At 66.1% G+C, this 19,566-nt stretch carries 18 protein-coding genes and 1 pseudogene; 6 read left to right on the top strand and 13 right to left on the bottom strand.

Translation table 11 applies throughout. The features are described from left to right. Positions 1–25: 25 nt before the first annotated feature. Together OMP44_RS20680 and OMP44_RS20675 are read right to left on the bottom strand one after the other, a co-directional pair. Complete coding sequence (locus OMP44_RS20680; RefSeq protein ID WP_280310903.1) at positions 26–910, bottom strand: carbon-nitrogen hydrolase family protein; 885 nt, start codon at positions 908–910, stop codon at positions 26–28. Then, positions 907–1,494, bottom strand: coding sequence for a GNAT family N-acetyltransferase (locus tag OMP44_RS20675; protein WP_280310901.1), 588 nt, complete (start codon positions 1,492–1,494; stop codon positions 907–909). The genes OMP44_RS20680 and OMP44_RS20675 overlap by 4 nt, the downstream gene beginning before the upstream one ends. Positions 1,495–1,599: 105 nt before the next feature. Between OMP44_RS20675 and OMP44_RS20670 the strand changes: the two genes are divergently transcribed. Both OMP44_RS20670 and OMP44_RS20665 read left to right on the top strand, forming a co-directional pair. Beyond that, the gene (locus OMP44_RS20670; protein ID WP_273863130.1) at positions 1,600–2,001 is read left to right on the top strand and encodes a ketosteroid isomerase-related protein; all 402 of its coding nucleotides are present in this window, start codon (positions 1,600–1,602) and stop codon (positions 1,999–2,001) included. A 74-nt stretch (positions 2,002–2,075) separates the two neighbouring features. Beyond that, positions 2,076–2,444, top strand: a complete 369-nt coding sequence (locus OMP44_RS20665; RefSeq protein WP_280310897.1) for a putative quinol monooxygenase — start codon at positions 2,076–2,078, stop codon at positions 2,442–2,444. On the opposite strand, the gene OMP44_RS20660 is transcribed toward OMP44_RS20665, so the two are convergent. The 4 genes and pseudogenes from OMP44_RS20660 to OMP44_RS20645 all read right to left on the bottom strand — a co-directional run bounded on the left by OMP44_RS20660 (position 2,419) and on the right by OMP44_RS20645 (position 8,263). Then, positions 2,419–3,720: an acyltransferase family protein gene (locus OMP44_RS20660; protein WP_280310895.1), complete on the bottom strand. Its 1,302-nt coding sequence runs from the start codon at positions 3,718–3,720 to the stop codon at positions 2,419–2,421. The two genes, OMP44_RS20665 and OMP44_RS20660, sit on opposite strands and share 26 nt — an antisense overlap. Before the next feature lie 94 nt (positions 3,721–3,814). Next, positions 3,815–4,969 carry a phospholipase D-like domain-containing protein gene (locus tag OMP44_RS20655; protein WP_187981179.1) on the bottom strand — a complete coding sequence of 385 codons (1,155 nt, stop codon included), beginning with the start codon at positions 4,967–4,969 and terminating at the stop codon, positions 3,815–3,817. Between the two features lie 186 nt (positions 4,970–5,155). Beyond that, a complete protein-coding gene (locus OMP44_RS20650; RefSeq protein WP_280310893.1) occupies positions 5,156–7,294 on the bottom strand; it encodes a putative bifunctional diguanylate cyclase/phosphodiesterase in 2,139 nt (712 codons plus the stop codon). A 250-nt stretch (positions 7,295–7,544) separates the two neighbouring features. Further along, positions 7,545–8,263, bottom strand: a pseudogene (locus tag OMP44_RS20645) (YiaD family glycine zipper/OmpA-like lipoprotein). 195 nt (positions 8,264–8,458) lie between these two features. Between OMP44_RS20645 and OMP44_RS20640 the strand changes: the two are divergent. Genes OMP44_RS20640 through OMP44_RS20630 form a run of 3 tightly spaced genes read left to right on the top strand, consistent with a single transcriptional unit; the run spans position 8,459 to position 10,994 of the window. After that, positions 8,459–8,749 (top strand): ArsR/SmtB family transcription factor, encoded by a 291-nt coding sequence (locus tag OMP44_RS20640; protein WP_187981311.1) that lies wholly within the window; start codon positions 8,459–8,461, stop codon positions 8,747–8,749. A gap of 16 nt (positions 8,750–8,765) precedes the next feature. Continuing rightward, positions 8,766–9,929 carry an MFS transporter gene (locus OMP44_RS20635; protein ID WP_273863135.1) on the top strand — a complete coding sequence of 388 codons (1,164 nt, stop codon included), beginning with the start codon at positions 8,766–8,768 and terminating at the stop codon, positions 9,927–9,929. Between the two features lie 15 nt (positions 9,930–9,944). Then, a complete protein-coding gene (locus OMP44_RS20630; protein ID WP_280310889.1) occupies positions 9,945–10,994 on the top strand; it encodes an alkene reductase in 1,050 nt (349 codons plus the stop codon). Between the two features lie 196 nt (positions 10,995–11,190). On the opposite strand, the gene OMP44_RS20625 is transcribed toward OMP44_RS20630, so the two are convergent. From OMP44_RS20625 to secA, 4 genes are all read right to left on the bottom strand, one after another. Then, on the bottom strand, positions 11,191–12,159 hold the full coding sequence (locus tag OMP44_RS20625; protein ID WP_280310888.1) for a Nudix family hydrolase: 969 nt from the start codon (positions 12,157–12,159) through the stop codon (positions 11,191–11,193). Continuing rightward, a complete protein-coding gene (locus OMP44_RS20620; protein WP_280310886.1) occupies positions 12,156–12,794 on the bottom strand; it encodes a glutathione S-transferase family protein in 639 nt (212 codons plus the stop codon). The genes OMP44_RS20625 and OMP44_RS20620 overlap by 4 nt, the downstream gene beginning before the upstream one ends. An 82-nt stretch (positions 12,795–12,876) precedes the next feature. Continuing rightward, complete coding sequence (gene argJ / locus OMP44_RS20615) at positions 12,877–14,094, bottom strand: bifunctional glutamate N-acetyltransferase/amino-acid acetyltransferase ArgJ (RefSeq protein WP_280310884.1); 1,218 nt, start codon at positions 14,092–14,094, stop codon at positions 12,877–12,879. Between the two features lie 188 nt (positions 14,095–14,282). Beyond that, entirely contained in the window at positions 14,283–17,024 is a 2,742-nt protein-coding gene (secA, locus tag OMP44_RS20610; protein ID WP_187981174.1) for a preprotein translocase subunit SecA, read from the bottom strand. Between the two features lie 234 nt (positions 17,025–17,258). Here secA and OMP44_RS20605 point away from each other — a divergent pair, with 234 nt between their 5' ends. Further along, entirely contained in the window at positions 17,259–17,726 is a 468-nt protein-coding gene (locus OMP44_RS20605; protein WP_280310881.1) for a DUF721 domain-containing protein, read from the top strand. On the opposite strand, the gene OMP44_RS20600 is transcribed toward OMP44_RS20605, so the two are convergent. From OMP44_RS20600 to OMP44_RS20590, 3 genes are all read right to left on the bottom strand, one after another. Then, entirely contained in the window at positions 17,723–17,902 is a 180-nt protein-coding gene (locus OMP44_RS20600; RefSeq protein WP_280310879.1) for a hypothetical protein, read from the bottom strand. The two genes, OMP44_RS20605 and OMP44_RS20600, sit on opposite strands and share 4 nt — an antisense overlap. A 211-nt stretch (positions 17,903–18,113) precedes the next feature. Further along, positions 18,114–19,106, bottom strand: coding sequence for a GTPase (yjiA, locus tag OMP44_RS20595; RefSeq protein ID WP_280310877.1), 993 nt, complete (start codon positions 19,104–19,106; stop codon positions 18,114–18,116). Between the two features lie 247 nt (positions 19,107–19,353). Then, positions 19,354–19,557: a YbdD/YjiX family protein gene (locus OMP44_RS20590; RefSeq protein WP_007162682.1), complete on the bottom strand. Its 204-nt coding sequence runs from the start codon at positions 19,555–19,557 to the stop codon at positions 19,354–19,356. Positions 19,558–19,566: the final 9 nt, after the last annotated feature.

Raw genomic sequence — 19,566 nt, 5'->3', positions numbered from 1 at the left:
AGCTCAGTGCTGGGCTTTTTTTCATTCAGCGCCTGGGTTCCAGTACTTGCCACTGCTCCAGCCAGTCATGGCGGATGAACACCTGGCCATGGGTCCGCACCCGTCGCACCTCGTCCAGATCGAGGTCGGCATAGAGCCACTGGCTGACGTCCGGACAGAGTTCTGCGCTCTGGGCGATCACGCCGTCCGCGGGCAGGCCACGATCCGGCGGGACGAAGAGCCCGGCCCGACCGACATTTTCGTCCAGCGCCGGCGACCAGGGTGCCAAACCCACCGTCGGCGACTGCAACACGGCGACCTGGTTTTCCAGCGCCCGGGCCTGGGCACCGACCCTAACCCGGTGGAAGCCGGCGACGGTATCGGTACAACTCGGTACCAGGATCAGGTCCGCACCCGCTTCGGCCAGGTGGCGGGCCAGCAGCGGGAATTCGCTGTCGTAGCAGATCAGGATGCCGAGACGCCCGAGGGCCGTATCGAATGTCCGCAGGCCTTCGCGGCCGCCGACGATGTGCCACTCCTCCCGCTCGAAGCGGGTCATCACCAGCTTGTCCTGATGGCCCAGGCAGCCCTCGGGGCCGAACAGCCAGGCCCGGTTGCGATACCGGCCGTCGTCGTCGAGGACTGGCAGCGAGCCGGGTTGCAGATAGAGCTGCAGCCGGCGCGCCAGACCTTCGCAGAGGTCGCGCCAGACCGGAATCAGGGCCTGGATGCCGGCAATGGAGCCCTGCAGGTCGCTGCGCTCTTCGGGAGGCAGCTGGCCGCTGAGCACCAGGCCGGCGTATTCAGGCAATAGCAGCAGCTGACTGCCTGCGGCCGCGGCCTCCTCGCAGAGGTCGGTCAGGTGCGTAGCGTAGGCGTCCCAGGACTCCAGCAGCTCGATGGCGTATTGACAGGCGGCGAGGCGGATCATGGCAACTCCTTTAGCCAGAAGGTCATGGGCTTGGGCGACTCGACTGTTTCGTCGAGATCCTGCCACCGGTACTGGGTGGTCAGCGTCGGCTGTTCGGTGAAGCCCTGACGCTGCCAGAGGCGGTGTGGCGGTCTGTAGTGCGGCGGTCGCCGAGGATGGTCGTCCGGGCGCTGCACGGCGCAAAAGGCACACCAGGCGAAGCGCCCCAGCTGCCGCGCCCGGGCCTCGCGTTCGGCAAAGAAGCGCCGGCCAAGTCCCCGGCCGCGGTAGGTCGGCAGTAGCAGGGACTCACCAAAGTAGTAAATCCGCTCCACTGGCCAGCCACTGGCGAGGAAGGGCTGCTGGAATTCCGCGGTCTCGTCCGCCAGCGGCAAGGCGGTGGCAGCGCCCACTACGCGGCCGGCGTCGCTGACCAGCACGCAGAGGCTGTCCGGCGACTGGGCGTAGGTCTGCAGATAGCGGGACTCGTAGGCCAGGGTGCCGTCGTAGAGATAGGGAAATTCGCGAAAGACCGCGATGCGCAGGGTGGCGAGTTCGGGAATCAGCGGGGTGATGGCAGCGCCGTGGAGGAGTTGGATGTCCATGGACTCTTCTGGTTAAGCAGGAGACGTGAATGGCTATGTCGGCCGCGTAGCGGCACCCTACCATGTGCGGGCAAGGCCATTGTTTCGTTCACGACAGGAACCGCCATGACCACGACCGACCTCATCGACGCCTACTACGCCGCCTTCAATGCCGGCGATATGGACATCTTTCTGGAGTTGCTCACCGATGATGTGGTCCACGACATCAACCAGGGCGAGCGTCAGGTGGGCAAGGCCGCCTTCGCGGCCTTCATGGCACACATGAATCGCTGCTATCGCGAACGCCTGACCGATTTGGTCGTCATGGCCGAACCCAGCGGGCGCCGCGCCGCCGCGGAATTCGTCATCCATGGCGAGTACCTGGCCAGCGATGAAGGCCTGCCGCCGGCCAGCGGCCAGACCTATCGCCTGCCGGTGGGGGCCTTCTTCGAGATCCGCGACGGCAAGGTGGCGCGGGTAACCAACTACTACAACCTAAACGACTGGATCGCCCAGGTCGGCGGCTGACGTCCGTCAGTTGACGGGAGCGCCGTCCCCTCGGCAGGGGTCGCATGGAGACCACCCCTGACCCAGGAGTTTCCATGCCCACTCTTCCCAGCGATTCCGTCTGCAGCCTGGCCCCCGTCTTCGCCGTCCAACCCGATCAGCTCGAGGCCTTCAAGCGCCTGGGCGAGGCCATGCTGCAGCGCACCCAGAGCGAACCCGGCTGCCTCTACTATGGCTTCTGCTACGACGGCGCCACGGCGCGCTGCCGCGAAGGCTATCGCGATGCCCAGGCGCTGCTGGCCCACCTGGACAACGTCGGTGACCTGCTGGAGCAGGCCCAGGCCATCGCCACCCTGGAACGCTTCGAGGTGTTCGGTGCGGCCGATCAGCTGGAGCAGCTGCGCGAGCCGCTGGCGGCGCTGAATGCGCGCTTCTTCGTCATGGCCGAAGGCTTCCGCCGCTAGCCTGGGGCGGCTGCTGCGGCGCCAGGCGCGGCAGCAGCACCTTGAGAATGCGCTTGCGAGTCGGCACCACCAGCCGCTCCTGGAACAGCACGCAGAGCACCACCACTGCCAGCAGGAACAGCCAGTACCATTCGATGGAGTTGGTATAGGCCCCGGCGGCGGCGATGCAGACCTCGTGATTGCCGCTCAGACAGGCCTTGAGATCGCCGCCGATCAGCTGCTCCAGGGTCATGTAGATTCCCGACAGGGGCACATGCAGGGCGAACATCGACAGCGAAGCGCCGCCGAGTCGCGGCGACCAGTGGCGGATGCGCTCGCTGGCCGGCTCCTGGGCCAGCGCGGCCAGATAGACCAGGATCAGTTGCGACGGCAGGAACAGGCCGTTATGGAACAGGAAGTACCAGAACTTGGGCCCATGGGTGAAGAGTGCCGTACCCAGGGCGAAACTCAGGATCAGGTAGCTCGCCAGCAACAGCCGCTGCCGTTCCGACGGCGCCCAGCCCCGCGCGTGCTGGCGACGAAAGACGGCATACAGCAGGATGCCGGCAAGGAATTCCGGCAAGCGGAACAGGGGCACCCGCTGCAGAAGGCCGGTGAAGGGCATGCCATAGTTCTGGTTGGCGATCACCAGCAGCGGCGGAATCAGATAGAGCACCCAGACCAGCAGCAACAGCTGCCAGGGACGCTCGCTGGTCATCAGTCGCGGGGCCAGCTTGGGAAAGGTCAGATAGAAGAAGAACAGCGCCGAGATCGACCAGAGGGGCGCGTTGAAGGTCAGGTAATAGGGATTCCACGCCTGCAGCATGAACAGCTGCAGCACGGCGTTGAAGGCGAGCTCCGCGTTGCTCATGAAGTGCTGGAACAGCTCGGGGTTGGTTCGCGCCAGGGGTTCGTTGGTGTCGAACACCACGAAGCGGATACTGGCCGTGGCGGCGCCCGGCGGGATACCCAGACTGCCGATCCAGGTCACCACCGCCATCGCCAGCAGCAGGGCGAAGATGTGGATCGGATAGAGATTGGCGAAACGCTTGACCCAGAAGCTGCGCGCCGGCTCGCGCAGGCTGCCGCGACCGCAATAGACATGGGCGAGCAGAAAGCCGGAGAGCACGAAGAAGGTGCTGGTGGCGAAGAAGCCCATGCTGGTGATCTCGTCCAGCAGGGGGATGGTCTTGCGCTCGGGATAGAAATGGATGGTGTGGTAGACGACCACATAGAAACCCATCAGGAACCTGAGCCACTCCAGACCGATGAAGCGGTGTTTATCTAAAGTCTGCACTAAGGCGTTACTCGTCTGGCCTCGTCCGCGGGACGATGGGTCCGGCCAACAGCGCCGGATCGGTTATGTTACCCGCACCTGACAACCGGGGCTGCTAACCGCGACCCAGTACACCGATCACCAGGCGATCCAGCGAACCCCACAGCCATTCGCGCGCCCGTCTCCACCAGGGGCGACTGCGCCAGAATTCCAGGGTGATCTCGCGGCTCTGGGCGAAATCCTTGACGAAGCTGGCCGCCACCGCCTGACTCAGGCCGCGATCCACCGCTTCGACATTGGCCTCCAGGTTGAACCTCAGATTCCAGTGATCGAAGTTGCAGGAGCCGACACTGACCCAGTTGTCCACCAGCACCATCTTGGCGTGGATGAATCTCGGCTGGTATTCGTAGATGCGTACACCGGCGCGCAACAGGCTGCGATAGTAGCGTTGCCCGGCGAAACGCACCGGCGGATTATCGGTGTGTCGACCGGTGAGCAGCAGGCGCACGTCGACGCCGCGGCGCGCCGCGCGCCTGAGCGCCCAGCGCACGCGCCAGGTCGGCAGGAAATAGGGAGTGGCGAACCAGATGCGTTGCTGGCCGCCCACCAGGGCCCGAATCAGCGCCTGGAGGATGTCTCGGTGCTGGCGGGCGTCGGCATAGGCCACCCGGCCCTGCCCTTCCTGGGCAGCGGGTGGTGGCGGTGGACGCTCGCGTCCGCGCCGCGGACGCGGCTTCCAGGCGCGGCGGCGACCGACCGCTTCCCATTGGCGCTCGAACAGGGCCAGCCAGTCTTCCACCAGCGGCCCCTGGATGCGCACCATCACCTCGTGCCAGTTGCAGTCGCTCTTGGCCGGATCCCAGAAGTCGTCGGTCGCGCCGCTACCACCGACGAAGGCTTCCGCGCCGTCGATGATGAAGATCTTGCGATGATCGCGGTGCAGGTTGTGCAGGCCGTGGCCGAAGCGCACGGGATTGAAGACGCGCAGCTCGGCGCCGGCTTCCTCCAGCTGACGGCGCAAGCCGGCATCCATCCGCAGGGTACCGAAGCCATCGAACAGGCAGCGTACCGCGACGCCGCGGCGGGCCGCCTCGGTCAGGGCCACGAGCAGCTGCTCGGAGCAGCTGCCGGCTTCCACCAGATAGAGTTCGACATCGATCTGGCGACTGGCGCCAGCGATGGATTCGAGCATGGCCGGAAAGAACCGACCGCCGTCCACCAGCAATTCGAACCTGTTGTTTTCCCGCCATGGAAAGACGGCGCCCCGCATGCTTCCTACTCCGTGCCTGTGGCCCTTGCATAAGAAGGCACGGACGGGTGTTCGTTCAGTGGCGTGCGTGGTTTGGCTGGCCAGGTGCCGGCCCGGGAAGTCCCGCCAGCTCTGGCACGCCGCCTGGTCCGCGGCCTGCGCCGATGGACGGCGGCTGCTCGCTGCTGGCGCAGGCCCTCAGGGCGCCTAGAGCGTTGGCTCGGGCCGCTTGGCGGCCCAGTCCACCTGCTGGGGGAAGCGTCCGGTCACCTCGGCGCTCAGCGGTCGGGAAACCAGGAAGCCCTGCATGATCTCGCAGCCGTGCTCGATCAGCCAGTCACGCTGCTCCAGGGTCTCCACGCCTTCGGCGATGACTTCCAGATCCAGGTTGCGGCCCAGCTCGAGGATGGTGCTGACGATGGCGGCATCGCGCGAGGAATCGAGCATGTTGGCGATGAACAGCTGATCGATCTTGAGGGTATCCAGCTCGAAGTGGCGCAGGTACGCCAGCGAGGAATAGCCGGTGCCGAAGTCGTCCACCGCGATGCGCACACCGAGGGCGCGCAGTTGCGACAGCTGCGCCCGCGTGTAGTCGATGTCGTGCATCAGCGCCGACTCGGTCACCTCGATTTCCAGCTGCCTGGGTTGCAGCCCATGGGTCTCGATGATCTGGCGCAGGCTTTCCGCCAATTGCGGCATGCCGAACTGCACGGGGCTAAGGTTGATGCTCAGCAACAGTTCGTCGCCGTAGATCTCCTGCAGGGACTGCAGCTTGGTGGCGCCTTCGCGGAAGATCCAGTCGCCGATGCGGTTGATCAGCCGGGTCTCTTCCAGCAGCGGGATGAAGACACTGGGCGAGACCTTGCCGGCCACCGTGTGCTCCCAGCGCAGCAGCGCCTCGAAGCCGCGCAGGCGACCATCGCGCAGATAGACCTGCGGCTGGTAGGCAAGCACGAAATCCTTGTTGTCGATGGCATTGCGCACGCTTTCTTCGAGCATCAGCCGGGAACGCGCACGGCCATTCATTTCCGGCGAGAAGAAGCGATACTGCTGGCGCCCGCCACGCTTGGCCTCGTACATGGCGATGTCGGCGGATCTCAGCAGGCCGTCCACGGTATGGCCGCAATCGGGATAGCTGGCGATGCCGATGCTGGCGCCCAGGCTGACCTCCATGCCGTCGATGCGATGCACCGTGGCCAGCAGCTCCAGGAGCTTCTCGGCGACGCGGGCGGCATCCTCGGGATGTTCGAGGGAATCGAGCAGCGCGGTGAATTCGTCGCCGCCCATGCGGGCCAGGATGTCGTAGGGCCGCATGCAGCTCTTGAGCTGCTCGGCGACGATGCACAGCACGCGATCCCCGGCCTCGTGGCCGAGCGAATCATTGATGCGCTTGAAACCGTCGAGATCGATGTAGAGCACGGCCATGCGCTTGCCGTTGCGGCCGCTGCGCGCCAGCGCCGCTTCCAGGGTCTGGTTGAAGCCGCGGCGATTAAGCAGCCCGGTCAGGGCATCGGTGACGGCCTGGGATTCGAGCTGGTCCTGCAACTCGCGCATGCGCGACATGTCCAGGGCGATGATGACCATGGCCCGCTGCATGCGCGGCAGCGGTGCGCAGGACAGCGCCACCGGCAGGCTGTCGCCGCGATTGGTGCGCAGGCGGGCGTCGTGCAGGCGATAGGTCTCGCGGCGGTCGTAGTGTTCCATGAAGGGCGAGGTCTGCCAGTCGTCGAGACCGCTGCCCCCTTCGAGGAAGTCGAGGAAGTTGGCATGCACCAGGTCACTGACGCTGCAGCGCAACATGCGGGCGATGGCGGCGTTGGCGAAGGTCACCCGGCCCTGCTCGTTGACGGTGAGGATGCCCTCGGCGGCATTGTCGAGCAGCGAGTCGCTGAAGGACTTGGCCAGCTCCAGCTGCTGGGTGGCCTGCAGCAACTCGCGACGATTGCGCTCGTGATCGAGCAGCGAGCGCACCTTGTGGCGGAGGATATTGGGATCGACGGGCTTGAGCAGATAGTCGACCGCGCCGGTGGCATAGCCACGCAGCACCGATTCGTAGGAGTGGGCCTCGGCGGAAACGAAGATGATCGGGGTGAAGCGGGTACGCAGGTTGCTGCGCATGATGCGCGCCACCTCGAAGCCGTCCATGATCGGCATCTGGACGTCGAGCAGGACCAGGTCCACGGTTTCGTCCAGCAGGTGTTGCAGGGCACGCTCACCCGAGGCAGCGGTGATCACTCGCCAATTTCCGACCTCCAGCACGGCCTGCATGGCGAACAGGTTCTCCTGGCGGTCGTCCACCACCAGCAACACCGGGCCTTGCTCTGACTGCGGTAACGGGCACTCCATCAAGCCTTTTCTCCCCGCGGCTTCTGCCGCCGTGCAGCAGCCATATGCGGCTGGCTACCCCTTCCCTTCGTGTCCGTTATGCGATGTGTCGCTCCAACCCTACTAGCGTAGCAGCCGGACAGGCGCCTGCCGCCTGCCATTTGACAGGAGGAGGCCTTTGCGACGTCTATCAGAGCGCAAAATGGAAAAGCAGTTTCCGCCGCCCTTCACGAGGGCGTGGAAACTGCGGTTCACGGGCGACGAGCGGTCATTACTGGGCGGGGGTGCCGGTCGCTCCGGGCAGGGGACGCAGATTGACCTCGACGCGACGATTCTGCGCCCGGCCGTCGGCGGTGGCGTTACTGGCGATGGGCGCATCGGGACCGGCGCCGCGGGTGCTCAGCCGCGCCGCAGGTACGCCCTGGGCGGTCAGGTAGCCGGCGACGTTCTGCGCCCGGCGCTGGGACAACTCGACGTTATGGGCGCGGCTGCCGGTGCTGTCGGTATAGCCGACGATCTCGATGCTGTTCTGATCGAACTGCTTGAAGGAATTGGCCAGGTCGTTCAGCGGCTTGTAGAAGCTGTTGGCGATGTCGGCCGAATCGGTGGCGAAGGTGATGTTGCCGGGCATGATCAGCTTGATGTCATCGCCCTGGCGCTGCACCTCGACGCCGGTGTTTTCCATCTGCCGGCGCAATTCGGCTTCCTGGCGGTCGGCGTAATAGCCATAGCCCGCTGCCGCTGCGCCCACGGCCGCGGCGCCGATCAACGCACCCTTGCCCCGATGATTGTGATCGATGGCAGCACCGGCGACGGCGCCGGCGAGAGCGCCCAGGCCACCGTACTTGGCGGTGTTGGAGGTGCCACCGCTGGCCTGACCCTGATTTTCGTAGGGATTGGGGGAAGCGCATCCAGCCAGGGTGGCCAGGGCCAGGCTGGCGAGAAGGATACGGGTGGGCAGCGCCATGTCTTTACTCCTTGAAGATCCATTGCGGCGAATGGGGCCGCACCCGGCAATTCTAGCCGCGTGATCTGAATCGCAACTGAACGAAGCGGCGCCCCTGGACACTTATCGCGATAGTGAGCCTCTAAACACACGATAGGCAGAATCGAAGATGGATAGCTTGCATATCGATTTTTCACGATCTAAGGTTCGCTACAACCCAATATGACGATGCGACCGTGATGGACGAGATCCTCAAAGCCCTGGCCAATCCTCTGCGTCGCCAGATCCTCGACTGGCTGCGCGATCCCCGGCGGTACTTCCCGCACCAGGACCATGATCTGGGCACGGGCGTCTGCGCCGGGCAGATCGAGGCCCGTGCCGGGCTGTCGCAGTCGACGGTCTCAGCGCACCTGGCGGTACTGACCCGGGCCGGCCTGGTCACCACGCGGCGCATCGGCCAATGGGTGTTCTATCAACGCGACGAGGCCGCCATCCAGGCCTTTGTGCAACGTCTCGCTCGCGAACTCTAGTCTGCAAGGAATCCTGATGCCCGCTTCTCTCATCGTGCTGGCGCTGAGCGCTTTCGCCATCGGTACCACCGAATTCGTCATCATGGGCCTGCTGCCCAACGTCGCCGCCGATCTCGGCGTGTCCATCCCCAGCGCCGGCTGGCTGGTCACCGGCTATGCCCTGGGCGTGGCCGTCGGCGCGCCCTTCATGGCCTTGGCCACGGCCCACTGGCCGCGCAAGCGCGCCCTGCTCGCCCTGATGGGCATCTTCATCGTCGGCAACCTGCTCTGCGCGGTGGCCAGCGGCTACAACATGCTGATGCTGGCGCGGGTGGTCACCGCCCTCTGCCATGGCGCCTTCTTCGGTATCGGCGCGGTCGTCGCCGCGAGCCTGGTCCCGGAGAATCGCCGCGCCTCGGCGGTGGCCCTGATGTTCACCGGCCTGACCCTGGCCAATGTGCTGGGCGTGCCCCTGGGTACCGCCCTGGGCCAGGCGGCCGGCTGGCGCTCGACCTTCTGGGCGGTGGTAATGATCGGCGTGGTCGCCCTGATCGGGCTCTGGCGGGTACTGCCGGCCGACCGCAACCAGCCGCGCGCAGACCTGCGCCGGGAGCTGCTCGCCCTGCGCGGCCTGGGCTTCTGGCTGGCGCTGTCGATGACGGTGTTCTTCGCCGCCTCCATGTTCGCCCTCTTCACCTATGTGGCGCCGCTGCTGCAGGAAGTCACCGGTGTCTCGCCGCGCGGCGTCACTGGCACCCTGCTGCTGATCGGCCTGGGCCTGACCCTGGGCAACTTCATCGGCGGCCGCCTGGCCGACTGGCGCCTGGCTACCAGCCTGGTAGGCATCTTCGTCGCCCTGGCGCTGACCTCCGCCGCGCTGCGCTGGACCGGCCACGCTTTCCTGCCGGCGGAAATCACTCTCTTCCTCTGGGCCGCGGCCGCCTTCGCCGCCGTGCCGGCCCTGCAGATCAACGTGGTCACCTTCGGCAAGGACGCGCCAAATCTGGTCTCGACCCTCAACATCGGCGCCTTCAACGTGGGCAATGCCCTCGGCGCCTGGGTCGGCGGCCTGGTGATCGACCACGGCCTGGGTCTTACCGCGGTACCCCTTGCCGCCAGCGGGCTCGCCCTGCTGGCCCTCATCGCCACCCTGCTGACCGCCAGCCAGGCCCGCAAGAGCGGCCTGGCGACCGCCAGCTAATCAAGAGAGCTAGCCATGACTCAGCTGTTCGAGCCGATCAAGATCGGCGCCCTGGAACTGCCCAACCGCGTCATCATGGCGCCCCTCACTCGCTGCCGCGCCGAACCGGGCCGGGTCCCGGGCGACCTGATGGTCGAGTACTACGTACAACGCGCATCCGCCGGTCTGATCATCACCGAGGCCACCTCGGTGGACCCCATGGGCGTGGGCTACCCCGACACCCCCGGCATCTGGTCCGACGCGCAGGTGGCTGGCTGGCAACGGGTGACCACCGCCGTGCACAAGGCCGGTGGCCGCATCGTGCTGCAACTCTGGCATGTGGGCCGCATCTCCGATCCCCGTTACCTCGACGGCGAACTGCCAGTGGCGCCCAGCGCCATCGCCGCCCAGGGTCACGTCAGCCTGCTGCGCCCCAAGCGTGACTATGTCACCCCGCGGGCGCTGGAAACCGCCGAGATCCCCGGTATCGTCGCCGCCTATCGGCATGGCGCCGAGAACGCCAAACGTGCCGGCTTCGACGGCGTCGAGGTCCATGGGGCCAACGGCTATCTGCTCGACCAGTTCCTGCAGAGCGACACCAACCAGCGTACCGACAACTATGGCGGCTCCATCGAGAATCGCGCCCGGCTGCTGCTGGAAGTGACCGATGCCTGCATCGATGTCTGGGGCGCCGATCGCGTCGGCGTGCACCTGTCCACCCGTGGCGACATGCACACCATGGGCGACAGCGACCCCGCCGCCACCTTTGGCCATGTCGCCCGCGAGCTGGGCCAGCGCCAGGTCGCCTTCATCTGCATCCGCGAAGCGGCCGGCAGTGATAGCCTCGGCCCGGACCTCAAGGCGGCTTTTGGTGGCGTGTACATCGCCAACGAGAAATTCGACAAGGTCAAGGCCAATGCCTGGCTGGACGAAGGCAAGGCCGATGCCGTGGCTTTCGGCGTGCCCTTCATCGCCAACCCGGACCTGCCGCAACGGCTGGAACAGGACGCCGCGCTGAACGAGCCGCACCCGGACACCTTCTACAGCAAGGGCCCGGTGGGCTACATCGACTATCCGCGGCTGTAATTTTCTTCGCCGTTAGGAAAAGCCCGCCAATTGGCGGGCTTTTTTATCGGCGGGAAATAGATGACCGTAGCATCGGAGCTTTGGTTTATCGCGGCCAAGGGCCGCTCCTACAGTGGCGTCCGTGCCTGTAGGAGCGGTCTCTACGGCGCACCGGCATGGCCGCGATTGGCAATGCTCCATCACAGGAACCGCCGTATCAGCGGACCGCCATTGATGGATCAGACAGCCCAGGCCAGAACGCGCGGATCGCCGCCACGCCCTGGGCGCCGGCCTGCCAGGCGCCGGCGAGATCGTCATCGCCCAGCCCCCCCAGCAGATAGGCCGGCAGGTTGCAGTCGGCCAGCAGTTGCTGGGCCTTGACCCAGCCCAGGGTCGGGGCGCCGGGATGGCTCGCGGTGGGCATCACCGGCGACAGGGTGATGAAATCCACCCCCATCTGCTGGGCCAGGGCCAGCTCCTCGGCGTCATGGCAGGAAGCCGCCAGCAGGCGCTGCTCCGGGAAGGGTCGGCCATTGGGCGCATAACGACGCAGTTGCTCGGCGGTCAGGTGCCAGCCGGCGGCAGGAAAATCGCCCAGCCATTCCAGTGGCCCCTTGAGCATCAGCTGGGCACGTCCGGTGCAGAGCCCCTGGACGTCGCCCGCCAGGTCGCGGTACTGCGGATCGAAGTTGTCCGGCGTGCGCAGCTGGACCAGGCGGATGCCACTGTCCAGAGCCCGGTGCAGGCCGTTGAGCAATTCCGCAGTGGTCAATTCGCCAGGCGTGATGAGGTAGCGCTCCGGCAGCCGCGCCGCCTGGACGATGGGTCGGTTGGCCGCCGGGAAGTCGTAGTTGACCAGGTCACGCGGGGCCACCCAGGCCAGCGGCTGGCCTTCGGCGCCATGGGCGTCGCCGCTGAAGGCGTCCACCTGCCAGACATCCAGCAGTACCGCCTGGTCGGGATAGTCGTGGCGCACCTGCAGCAGCGGGCGAGCCGCTGTCACCTGGATACCCAGCTCTTCGGCCAGTTCGCGCGCAAGGGCCACGGCCGGCGCTTCACCGGCCTCCACCTTGCCTCCCGGAAATTCCCAGAGGCCGCCCTGGTGCTTGTGCGCGGGGCGTTGGGCGATAAGGATCTGCCCCTGGGGGTCGCGGATCACCGCCGCGACGACATGCAGACGAGTCATGCGCTCTGCTCCTCCGTTTCAGCCTCCGCCAGCCAGCGCTGGAAGGCCGGCCAGGCGTAGATGGTTTCGACATAGGCGGCCGCCTCGGCCGACAGTTCCACCCCGTAGCTGCGGAAGCGGCTGGCGACCGGGGCATAGAAGGCATCGGCGATGGTCGGCGTACCGAACAGGTAGGGGCCCTGCAGGCCATAGCGCTCGCGGCATTCGCGCCACAGGCGCTGGATGCGCTGGATGTCTTCCACCGCCTCGGCGGTGGTCGACTTCAGCCGCTGGCGGCGACGCAGATCCATGGGCAGCTCGCGGCGCAGGGCCAGGAAGCCACTGTGCATCTCGGCGCACAGGGCGCGGGCATGGGCGCGGGCCAGGGTGTCCGTCGGCCACAGCCCGGCATCGGGATAGGCCTCGGCGAGATACTCGACGATGGCCAGGGAATCCCAGATGGTGCCCTCGGCCAGTTTGAGCACCGGCACCTTGCCGGTAGGCGACTGGGCCTTGAGCAGGGCGCGGCTGTTGGGGGTATAGAGCGGGATCGACACCTCCTCGAAGGCGGCGCCGCTGAGCTCCATGGCCAGCCAGGCCCGCAACGACCAGGAGGAGAAATTCTTGTTGCCGATCACGAGTTGCAGCTGGGACATGCGGGGATTCCTCGAAACGATGCGGCCCGCGAGGACCGCCGCAGGCGCCCGCCGGAGCGGACGCCCAGGCGTCGGGTAGCCGTCAGGTACGGTACTCGGCGTTGATCTTCACATAGTCGTGGGACAGGTCGGTGGTCCAGATGGTCTCGCTGTGGCTGCCGCGACCCAGCTCGATGCGGATCTCGATCTCGGCCTGGGCCATGACCCGCGCGCCCTGCTCTTCCGTATAGGTGGCCGCGCGACCGCCCTGCTGGCAGATCTGCACGCCGCCAAGGAAGACGTCGATCAGGCTGACATCCAGCTGAGGCACGCCGGCCCGGCCGACGGCGGCGAGGATGCGGCCCCAGTTGGGATCGGAGGCGAACAGCGCGGTCTTGATCAGCGGCGAATGGGCCACGGCGTAGCCGACGTCCAGGCACTCCTGGGCATTGCCGCCACCATTTACCTGCACGGTGACGAACTTGGTGGCACCCTCGCCGTCACGCACGATGGCCTGGGCCAGTTCGGCGAATACCGCGAACACCGCCTCGCGCAGTTGCTCGAAGGCGCCGCCGCTGGGCTGGGTGATTTCCGCCATGGCCGCCTGGCCGGTGGCCACCAGCATGCAGCAGTCGTTGGTGGAGGTGTCGCCATCGATGGTGATGCGGTTGAAGGAGCGGTTGGCGGCGTCGGCCAGCAGATCCTGCAGCAGGCTCCGGGCGACCTTGGCGTCGGTGGCCACGTAGCCGAGCATGGTCGCCATGTTCGGCTTGATCATGCCGGCGCCCTTGCTGATACCGGTCACGGTAACGGTGATGCCGTCCACCTGGAACTGGCGGCTGGCGCCCTTGGGCAGGGTGTCGGTGGTCATGATGCCGGTGGCGGCAGCGGCCCAGTTGTCTTCGGCAAGATCGGCCAGGGCGGCCGGCAGCGCGGCTTCGATCTTCTCCACGGGCAGCGGTTCGCCGATCACCCCGGTGGAGAACGGCAGCACCGCCTCCTCGCCGACGCTGGCCAGGGTAGCCAGGGTCTTGGTGGTGCGCTCGGCCGCGGCCAGACCGGGCTGCCCGGTACCGGCGTTGGCGTTACCGGTGTTGGTCAGCAGGTAGCGCACGGGACCGGCAAAGCGCTGGCGGGCGACGATCACCGGCGCGGCGCAGAAGGCGTTCAGGGTGAAGACCCCGGCCACGCTGGAGCCTTCGGCACAGCGCATCACCACCACATCCTTGCGCCCGGGACGCTTGATGCCGGCGGAGGCGATACCGAGTTCGAAACCGGGAACCGGGTGCAGCGTGGAGAGCGGACCGAGACCGACAGCCATGGGAAAACTCCAGTGAAAGAAAAGGAAACGCCGCGAGCGGAAAACCGGTCGCGGCGTGGAAAGCAGCCTTCCCGCGCTCGCCTCGCCCAGCCTGGGCAAGGGGCGCAGACAGCCTAGCGGGTGGAGTTTACAACCTGTCGGCGCCTATGCCGACAGGTTGCCGTCGCCGCGGCTGCCCGGACCGGCCCTCAGTCGAGCTTGCCGTGGCACTGCTTGTACTTCTTGCCGGAGCCACAGGGGCACGGCTCGTTGCGACCGATCTTCTGGTCATTGCGCTGGGGCTGCAAGGGCACCACGGTGTCCTCGCCCTGCTCGTCCTCGAGCACCTCGGGGTCGACCAGCGAAGGGGCCTCAGCGTGCTGGAACTGCATGCGCTCGGCCAGGGCCTCGGCCTCGCGGCGCATGCGCTCTTCTTCCTCGGCCGGATCTTCCCGGCGTACCTGGACGTGGGACAGCACGCGAATGGTGTCGCGCTTGATGCTGTCCAGCAGTTCCTGGAACAGGTTGAAGGACTCGCGCTTGTATTCCTGCTTGGGGTTCTTCTGGGCGTAGCCGCGCAGATGGATGCCGTGACGCAGGTGATCCATGGTGGTGAGGTGGTCTTTCCAGAGGTCGTCGACCACCCGCAGCAGCATCTGCTTCTCGAAGTTGCGCAGGGCTTCGCGACCGGCCATGTCTTCCTTTTCCAGGTAGGCGGCTTCGAGCTGTTCGAGGATCTTCACCCGCAGGGTGTCCTCGTACAGCTTGTCGTCTTCGTCCAGCCATTGGCCGATGGGCAGTTGCTGACCGAAGACGCTGTAGATCTCGGCTTCCAGGCCGGGAACGTCCCACTGTTCGGGCAGCGACTGCGGCGGGATGTGCTCGTTGACCACCTGGGTCAGGGTCTCCTCGCGGAAGCCCTTGATGGTGTCGCCGACGTCTTCGTTTTCCAACAGGGTGTCGCGCATGTGATAAATCACCTTGCGCTGCTCGTTGGCCACGTCATCGTATTCCAGCAGCTGCTTGCGGATATCGAAGTTGCGACCCTCGACCTTGCGCTGCGCCTTCTCGATGGCGTTGGTGACCATGCGGTGCTCGATGGCCTCGCCACCCTGCATGCCCAGGGCCTTCATGAAGTTCTTCACCCGGTCGGAGGCGAAGATGCGCATCAGGCTGTCTTCCAGCGACAGGTAGAAGCGGCTGGAACCCGGGTCGCCCTGGCGGCCGGCACGACCGCGCAGCTGGTTGTCGATCCGGCGGGATTCGTGGCGCTCGGAGGCGATCACGTGCAGGCCGCCGGCATCGATGACCTGCTTGTGGCGCGCCTGCCAGGCGGCCTTGATCGCGGCGATCTGCTCCTCGGTGGGATTCTCCAGGGCCGCGACTTCCACTTCCCAGTTGCCGCCGAGCAGGATGTCGGTACCACGACCGGCCATGTTGGTGGCGATGGTCACGGCGCCCGGACGACCGGCCTGGGCGATGATCTCGGCTTCCCGTTCGTGGTACTTGGCGTTGAGCACCTTGTGCTCGATGCCGGCCTGGGTCAGCAGCTGGTCGACGTACTCGGAGCTCTCGATGGAGGCGGTACCCACCAGCACCGGACGGCCTTCGGCCTGGCACTGCTTCACGTCCTCGATGATGGCCTGGTACTTCTCGGCCTGGGTCAGATAGACCAGGTCGTTGAAGTCCTTACGGGCGATCTCGCGGTGGGTCGGGATCACCAGCACGTCGAGGTTGTAGATCTGGCGGAATTCGAAGGCCTCGGTGTCGGCGGTGCCGGTCATGCCACCGAGCTTGTTGTAGAGGCGGAAGTAGTTCTGGAAGGTGGTCGAGGCCAGGGTCTGGCTCTCGGGCTGGATCGGCAGTCCTTCCTTGGCCTCGATGGCCTGGTGCAGGCCTTCGGAGAGACGACGACCCGGCATGGTCCGGCCGGTGTGCTCGTCGATCAGCAGCACCTGGTCCTGCTGGACGATGTACTCGACGTTGCGATGGAACAGGGTGTGGGCGCGCAGGCCGGCGAACACGTGGGTCAAGAGGCCCAGGTTGTGCGCGGAGTAGAGGCTCTCGCCCTCGGCCAGCAGACCGGTCTCGGTGAGCATCTCCTCGATGAACTGGTGACCCAGCTCGGTGATCTCCACCTGGCGGGTCTTTTCATCGATGGTGTAGTGGCCGACCTGGGTCGGATTGCCTTCCTCTTCCTCGATGTGCTGTTGCAGACGCGGGATCAGCAGGTTGATCTTCTGGTAGAGCTCGGAGCTGTCTTCGGCCTGGCCGGAGATGATCAGCGGGGTCCGGGCTTCGTCGATGAGGATGGAGTCCACCTCGTCGACCACCGCGAAGTTCAGCTCGCGCTGGTACTTCTCGGCCATGCTGAAGGCCATGTTGTCGCGCAGGTAGTCGAAGCCGAATTCGTTGTTGGTGCCGTAGGTGATGTCCGAGGCATAGGCGGCGCGTTTCTCTTCCGGCGGCTGGAACGGCAGGATGATGCCGACCGACAGGCCGAGGAATTCGTACAGCGGCCGCATCCAGTTGGCGTCGCGGCGGGCCAGGTAGTCGTTCACCGTGACCACGTGGACGCCCTTGCCGGACAGCGCGTTGAGATAGACCGGCAGGGTGCCCACCAGGGTCTTGCCCTCACCGGTACGCATCTCGGCGATCTTGCCTTCGTGCAGCGCGGCGCCGCCGATCAGCTGGACGTCGAAGTGGCGCATGCCCATGACCCGCTTGCCGGCCTCGCGGACCACGGCGAAGGCCTCGGGCATCAGCACGTCGAGGGACTCGCCCTGCGCGACGCGCTGCTTGAATTCCTCGGTCTTGGCGCGCAGTTGCTCGTCGCTCAGGGAGGCAATCTGGGATTCCAACGCATTGGTGGCCACCACGACCTTGCCTAGGCGTTTGACATCTCGTTCGTTCTTGCTTCCAAAGAATTTCTTCAACAAAGGCGCAAACATATCGACTGGAATTCTTCCGCTGGAATGAGGGGAGCGAAACGGGCGGCAAGGCCTCTGCAGAGCCTGGCCAGACGCCTGGGCGCGGGGGTTGAAACCCGCGGTGTCCCGCGATGGTAATCGGGCATTCTACTCGGAAATGCCGATGAGGAAAGAACGACGGCCCCCTGGCCGCCAGGACGCCAGAGCGATCTGTTACCATCGGCGTCTCCTCTTCGCCCATCGCGAGTCCTGCGCATGGCCTTTCGCCCCCTCTCCGCCGTCGCTCCCGCCGCCCTGCTGCGCCAGGCCAAACCGCTCAAGGCGCTGTTTCGCGAGGCCGAGCGGCTGGGCCGGCTGCAACAGTTGCTGGAAGAGCAGCTGCAACCCGCCGCCCGACCTCATTGCCGGGTGGCCAGCTGGCGCGAGGGCACGCTGTTGCTGGTGGTCAACGACGCCCACTGGGCGACGCGACTGCGCTACCAGCAGCCGCGCCTACTGCGCTTCTTGCAGAAGGCGCCGGAGTTCGCCGGACTGACGCGCCTGCAGTTCAAGATGCAGCCGAACCCTGGCGTCGCCACCCGTGTCCGGCCATTGCGCCAGGTCAGTCAGGTCGGCGCCGACAGCCTGCGCGAAGTCGCGGCCGGCATCCGCGACCCCAAGCTCAAGGCGGCCCTGGAGCGACTGGCCAGTCGTACCGGCCAGGCCGCGGATAGCGACGTCTAGGGCCAGCCCACCAATAGCCGACCAGCGATACCGGCCAGACTGCCCATGACGACCAGGGCAATTCGCCGCCACCAGCGCCGTGCGCGCGTCTCCCGGTGCGGCAGCAGGTGATCGATCAGCAGCGCGCCTAGCAGGATCAGGCCGCCAGTGACCAGGGCTTGCCATAGCAGGAGCATGCAGAGCGTCCTCGGTGAGGGATATTTGGTTCGGTGGCGCTACGCCTCGTCCGGCGTCATCGACCGGATTGCCGCCATCCCATTGGCGCCGACACCGCGCTCAGGCATGGCCGGAAGCCCGGATCGCTGAAGCCCATATCGAAGGCGCCTTAGGGTTCTGCGTCCCACGGCGCTACCCGCCCTGATTCTGTTGCTGGTGACCCAGCCCGCCTCAGGCGCGCGCCACCGCCCGCTCGAAGGCGGCGCGGATGCGCTCTTCCGGCAGGTCCATGCCGATCAGCACCACGCGGCTTTCGCGCTCCTCGTCCGGCGTCCAGTCGCGCTCCCAGTCGGCGGCATAGATCTGCTGCACGCCCTGGAACAGCAGGCGGCGCTCCTCGCCCGCGATGTTGAGCAGGCCCTTGTAGCGCAGCAGGTCGCAGCCGAGGGTGTCGAGCAGCATCTCCATCACCTTGCCGATCTTGTCCTGGTCGTAGGGGCGCGACTCGCGGATGGCGATGGACTGGATGCGCTCGGTGAGACTGACGGCTTCCGACACCGGTCGCAGCGGCCGGAACAGCGTCGGTGGCGCCAGGTCCTCGTCGTGCAGGTTGAAGCCGCGGATATCCAGCAACTCGGCCAGGTCGATGCGGCCATGGTCGACATGGCGGATCGGCGCGCGGCGGTTGATGCGCTGCAGGCGATTCTCCAGCGCCTCGATGGCCGCCGGTTCGGCCAGATCGAGCTTGGTCAGCAGCAGGCGATCGGCGAACCCGATCTGCGCCTGCAGCAGCGGATCGCTCAGTTGCTCGCTGGCGTGGACGGCGTCCACCAGGGTCAGCACCCCGTCGAGCAGATAGCGCTCGCGCAGGAGCTCGTCGGTAAAGAAGGTCTGGGCCACCGGACCGGGATCGGCGAGACCCGTGCACTCCACCACCAGCCGCTCGAAATCCAGCTCGCCGCTGTCCAGCCGCTCCAGCAGCACGGTCAGGGCATAGGCCAGGTCCTTGCTGCCGGTGCAGCAGACGCAGCCGTTGGCGACCTTCATCAGCTGCACGGCGCCGGCGTCTTCGAGCAGTTCGCCGTCGACGTCGAGGGCGCTGAATTCGTTTTCGATCACGGCGATCCTGAGGCCGTGCTCGGCCTGCAGGATGTGCTTGAGCAGGGTGGTCTTGCCGGCACCGAGAAAGCCGGTCAGGACGGTGACGGGAATAGGTTCACGCATGGAAAACTCCAGACAGAAAGAGGCCGGGCATGGAGCCCGGCCTTGGAACCTGCTCACGATCTCGCGAGCTAGAGCCAAGCAAGGCCTAGGCGGCCCCACGAAAAGGCCTGAGGAAGCGGATCGGACTCGCGCTCGAGTTTACGAGTGGTAAATGAGCATTCCGACGGGGCTGGCCTTCCAGGGCCTTTTCAACGCCGTTTGGCCGACGCGCAGCAGATCATGAACAGGTTCCAATGGAGACCCTGGGTCAGCAGCAGCGTATGGCGCCGGACTTGCCGCCACCGTAGCGCGCTTCCTGGCGCTCGCGGAAGAAGGCTTCGTAGCTCATCACCGGCTGGTCCGGATGCTTGCCGCGCATGTGCTCGACATAGGTGTCGTAGTCGGGCATGCCCACCAGCATCTTGGCGGCCTGCCCGAGGTATTTGCCCATGCGACCCAGGTCATTGAACATGAGAGTGCT

The organism is Pseudomonas flavocrustae (assembly GCF_029872515.1).
Classification (GTDB): Bacteria; Pseudomonadota; Gammaproteobacteria; order Pseudomonadales; family Pseudomonadaceae; genus Chryseomonas; species Chryseomonas aestiva.
This window is presented reverse-complemented; position numbering and strand designations above follow the sequence as displayed.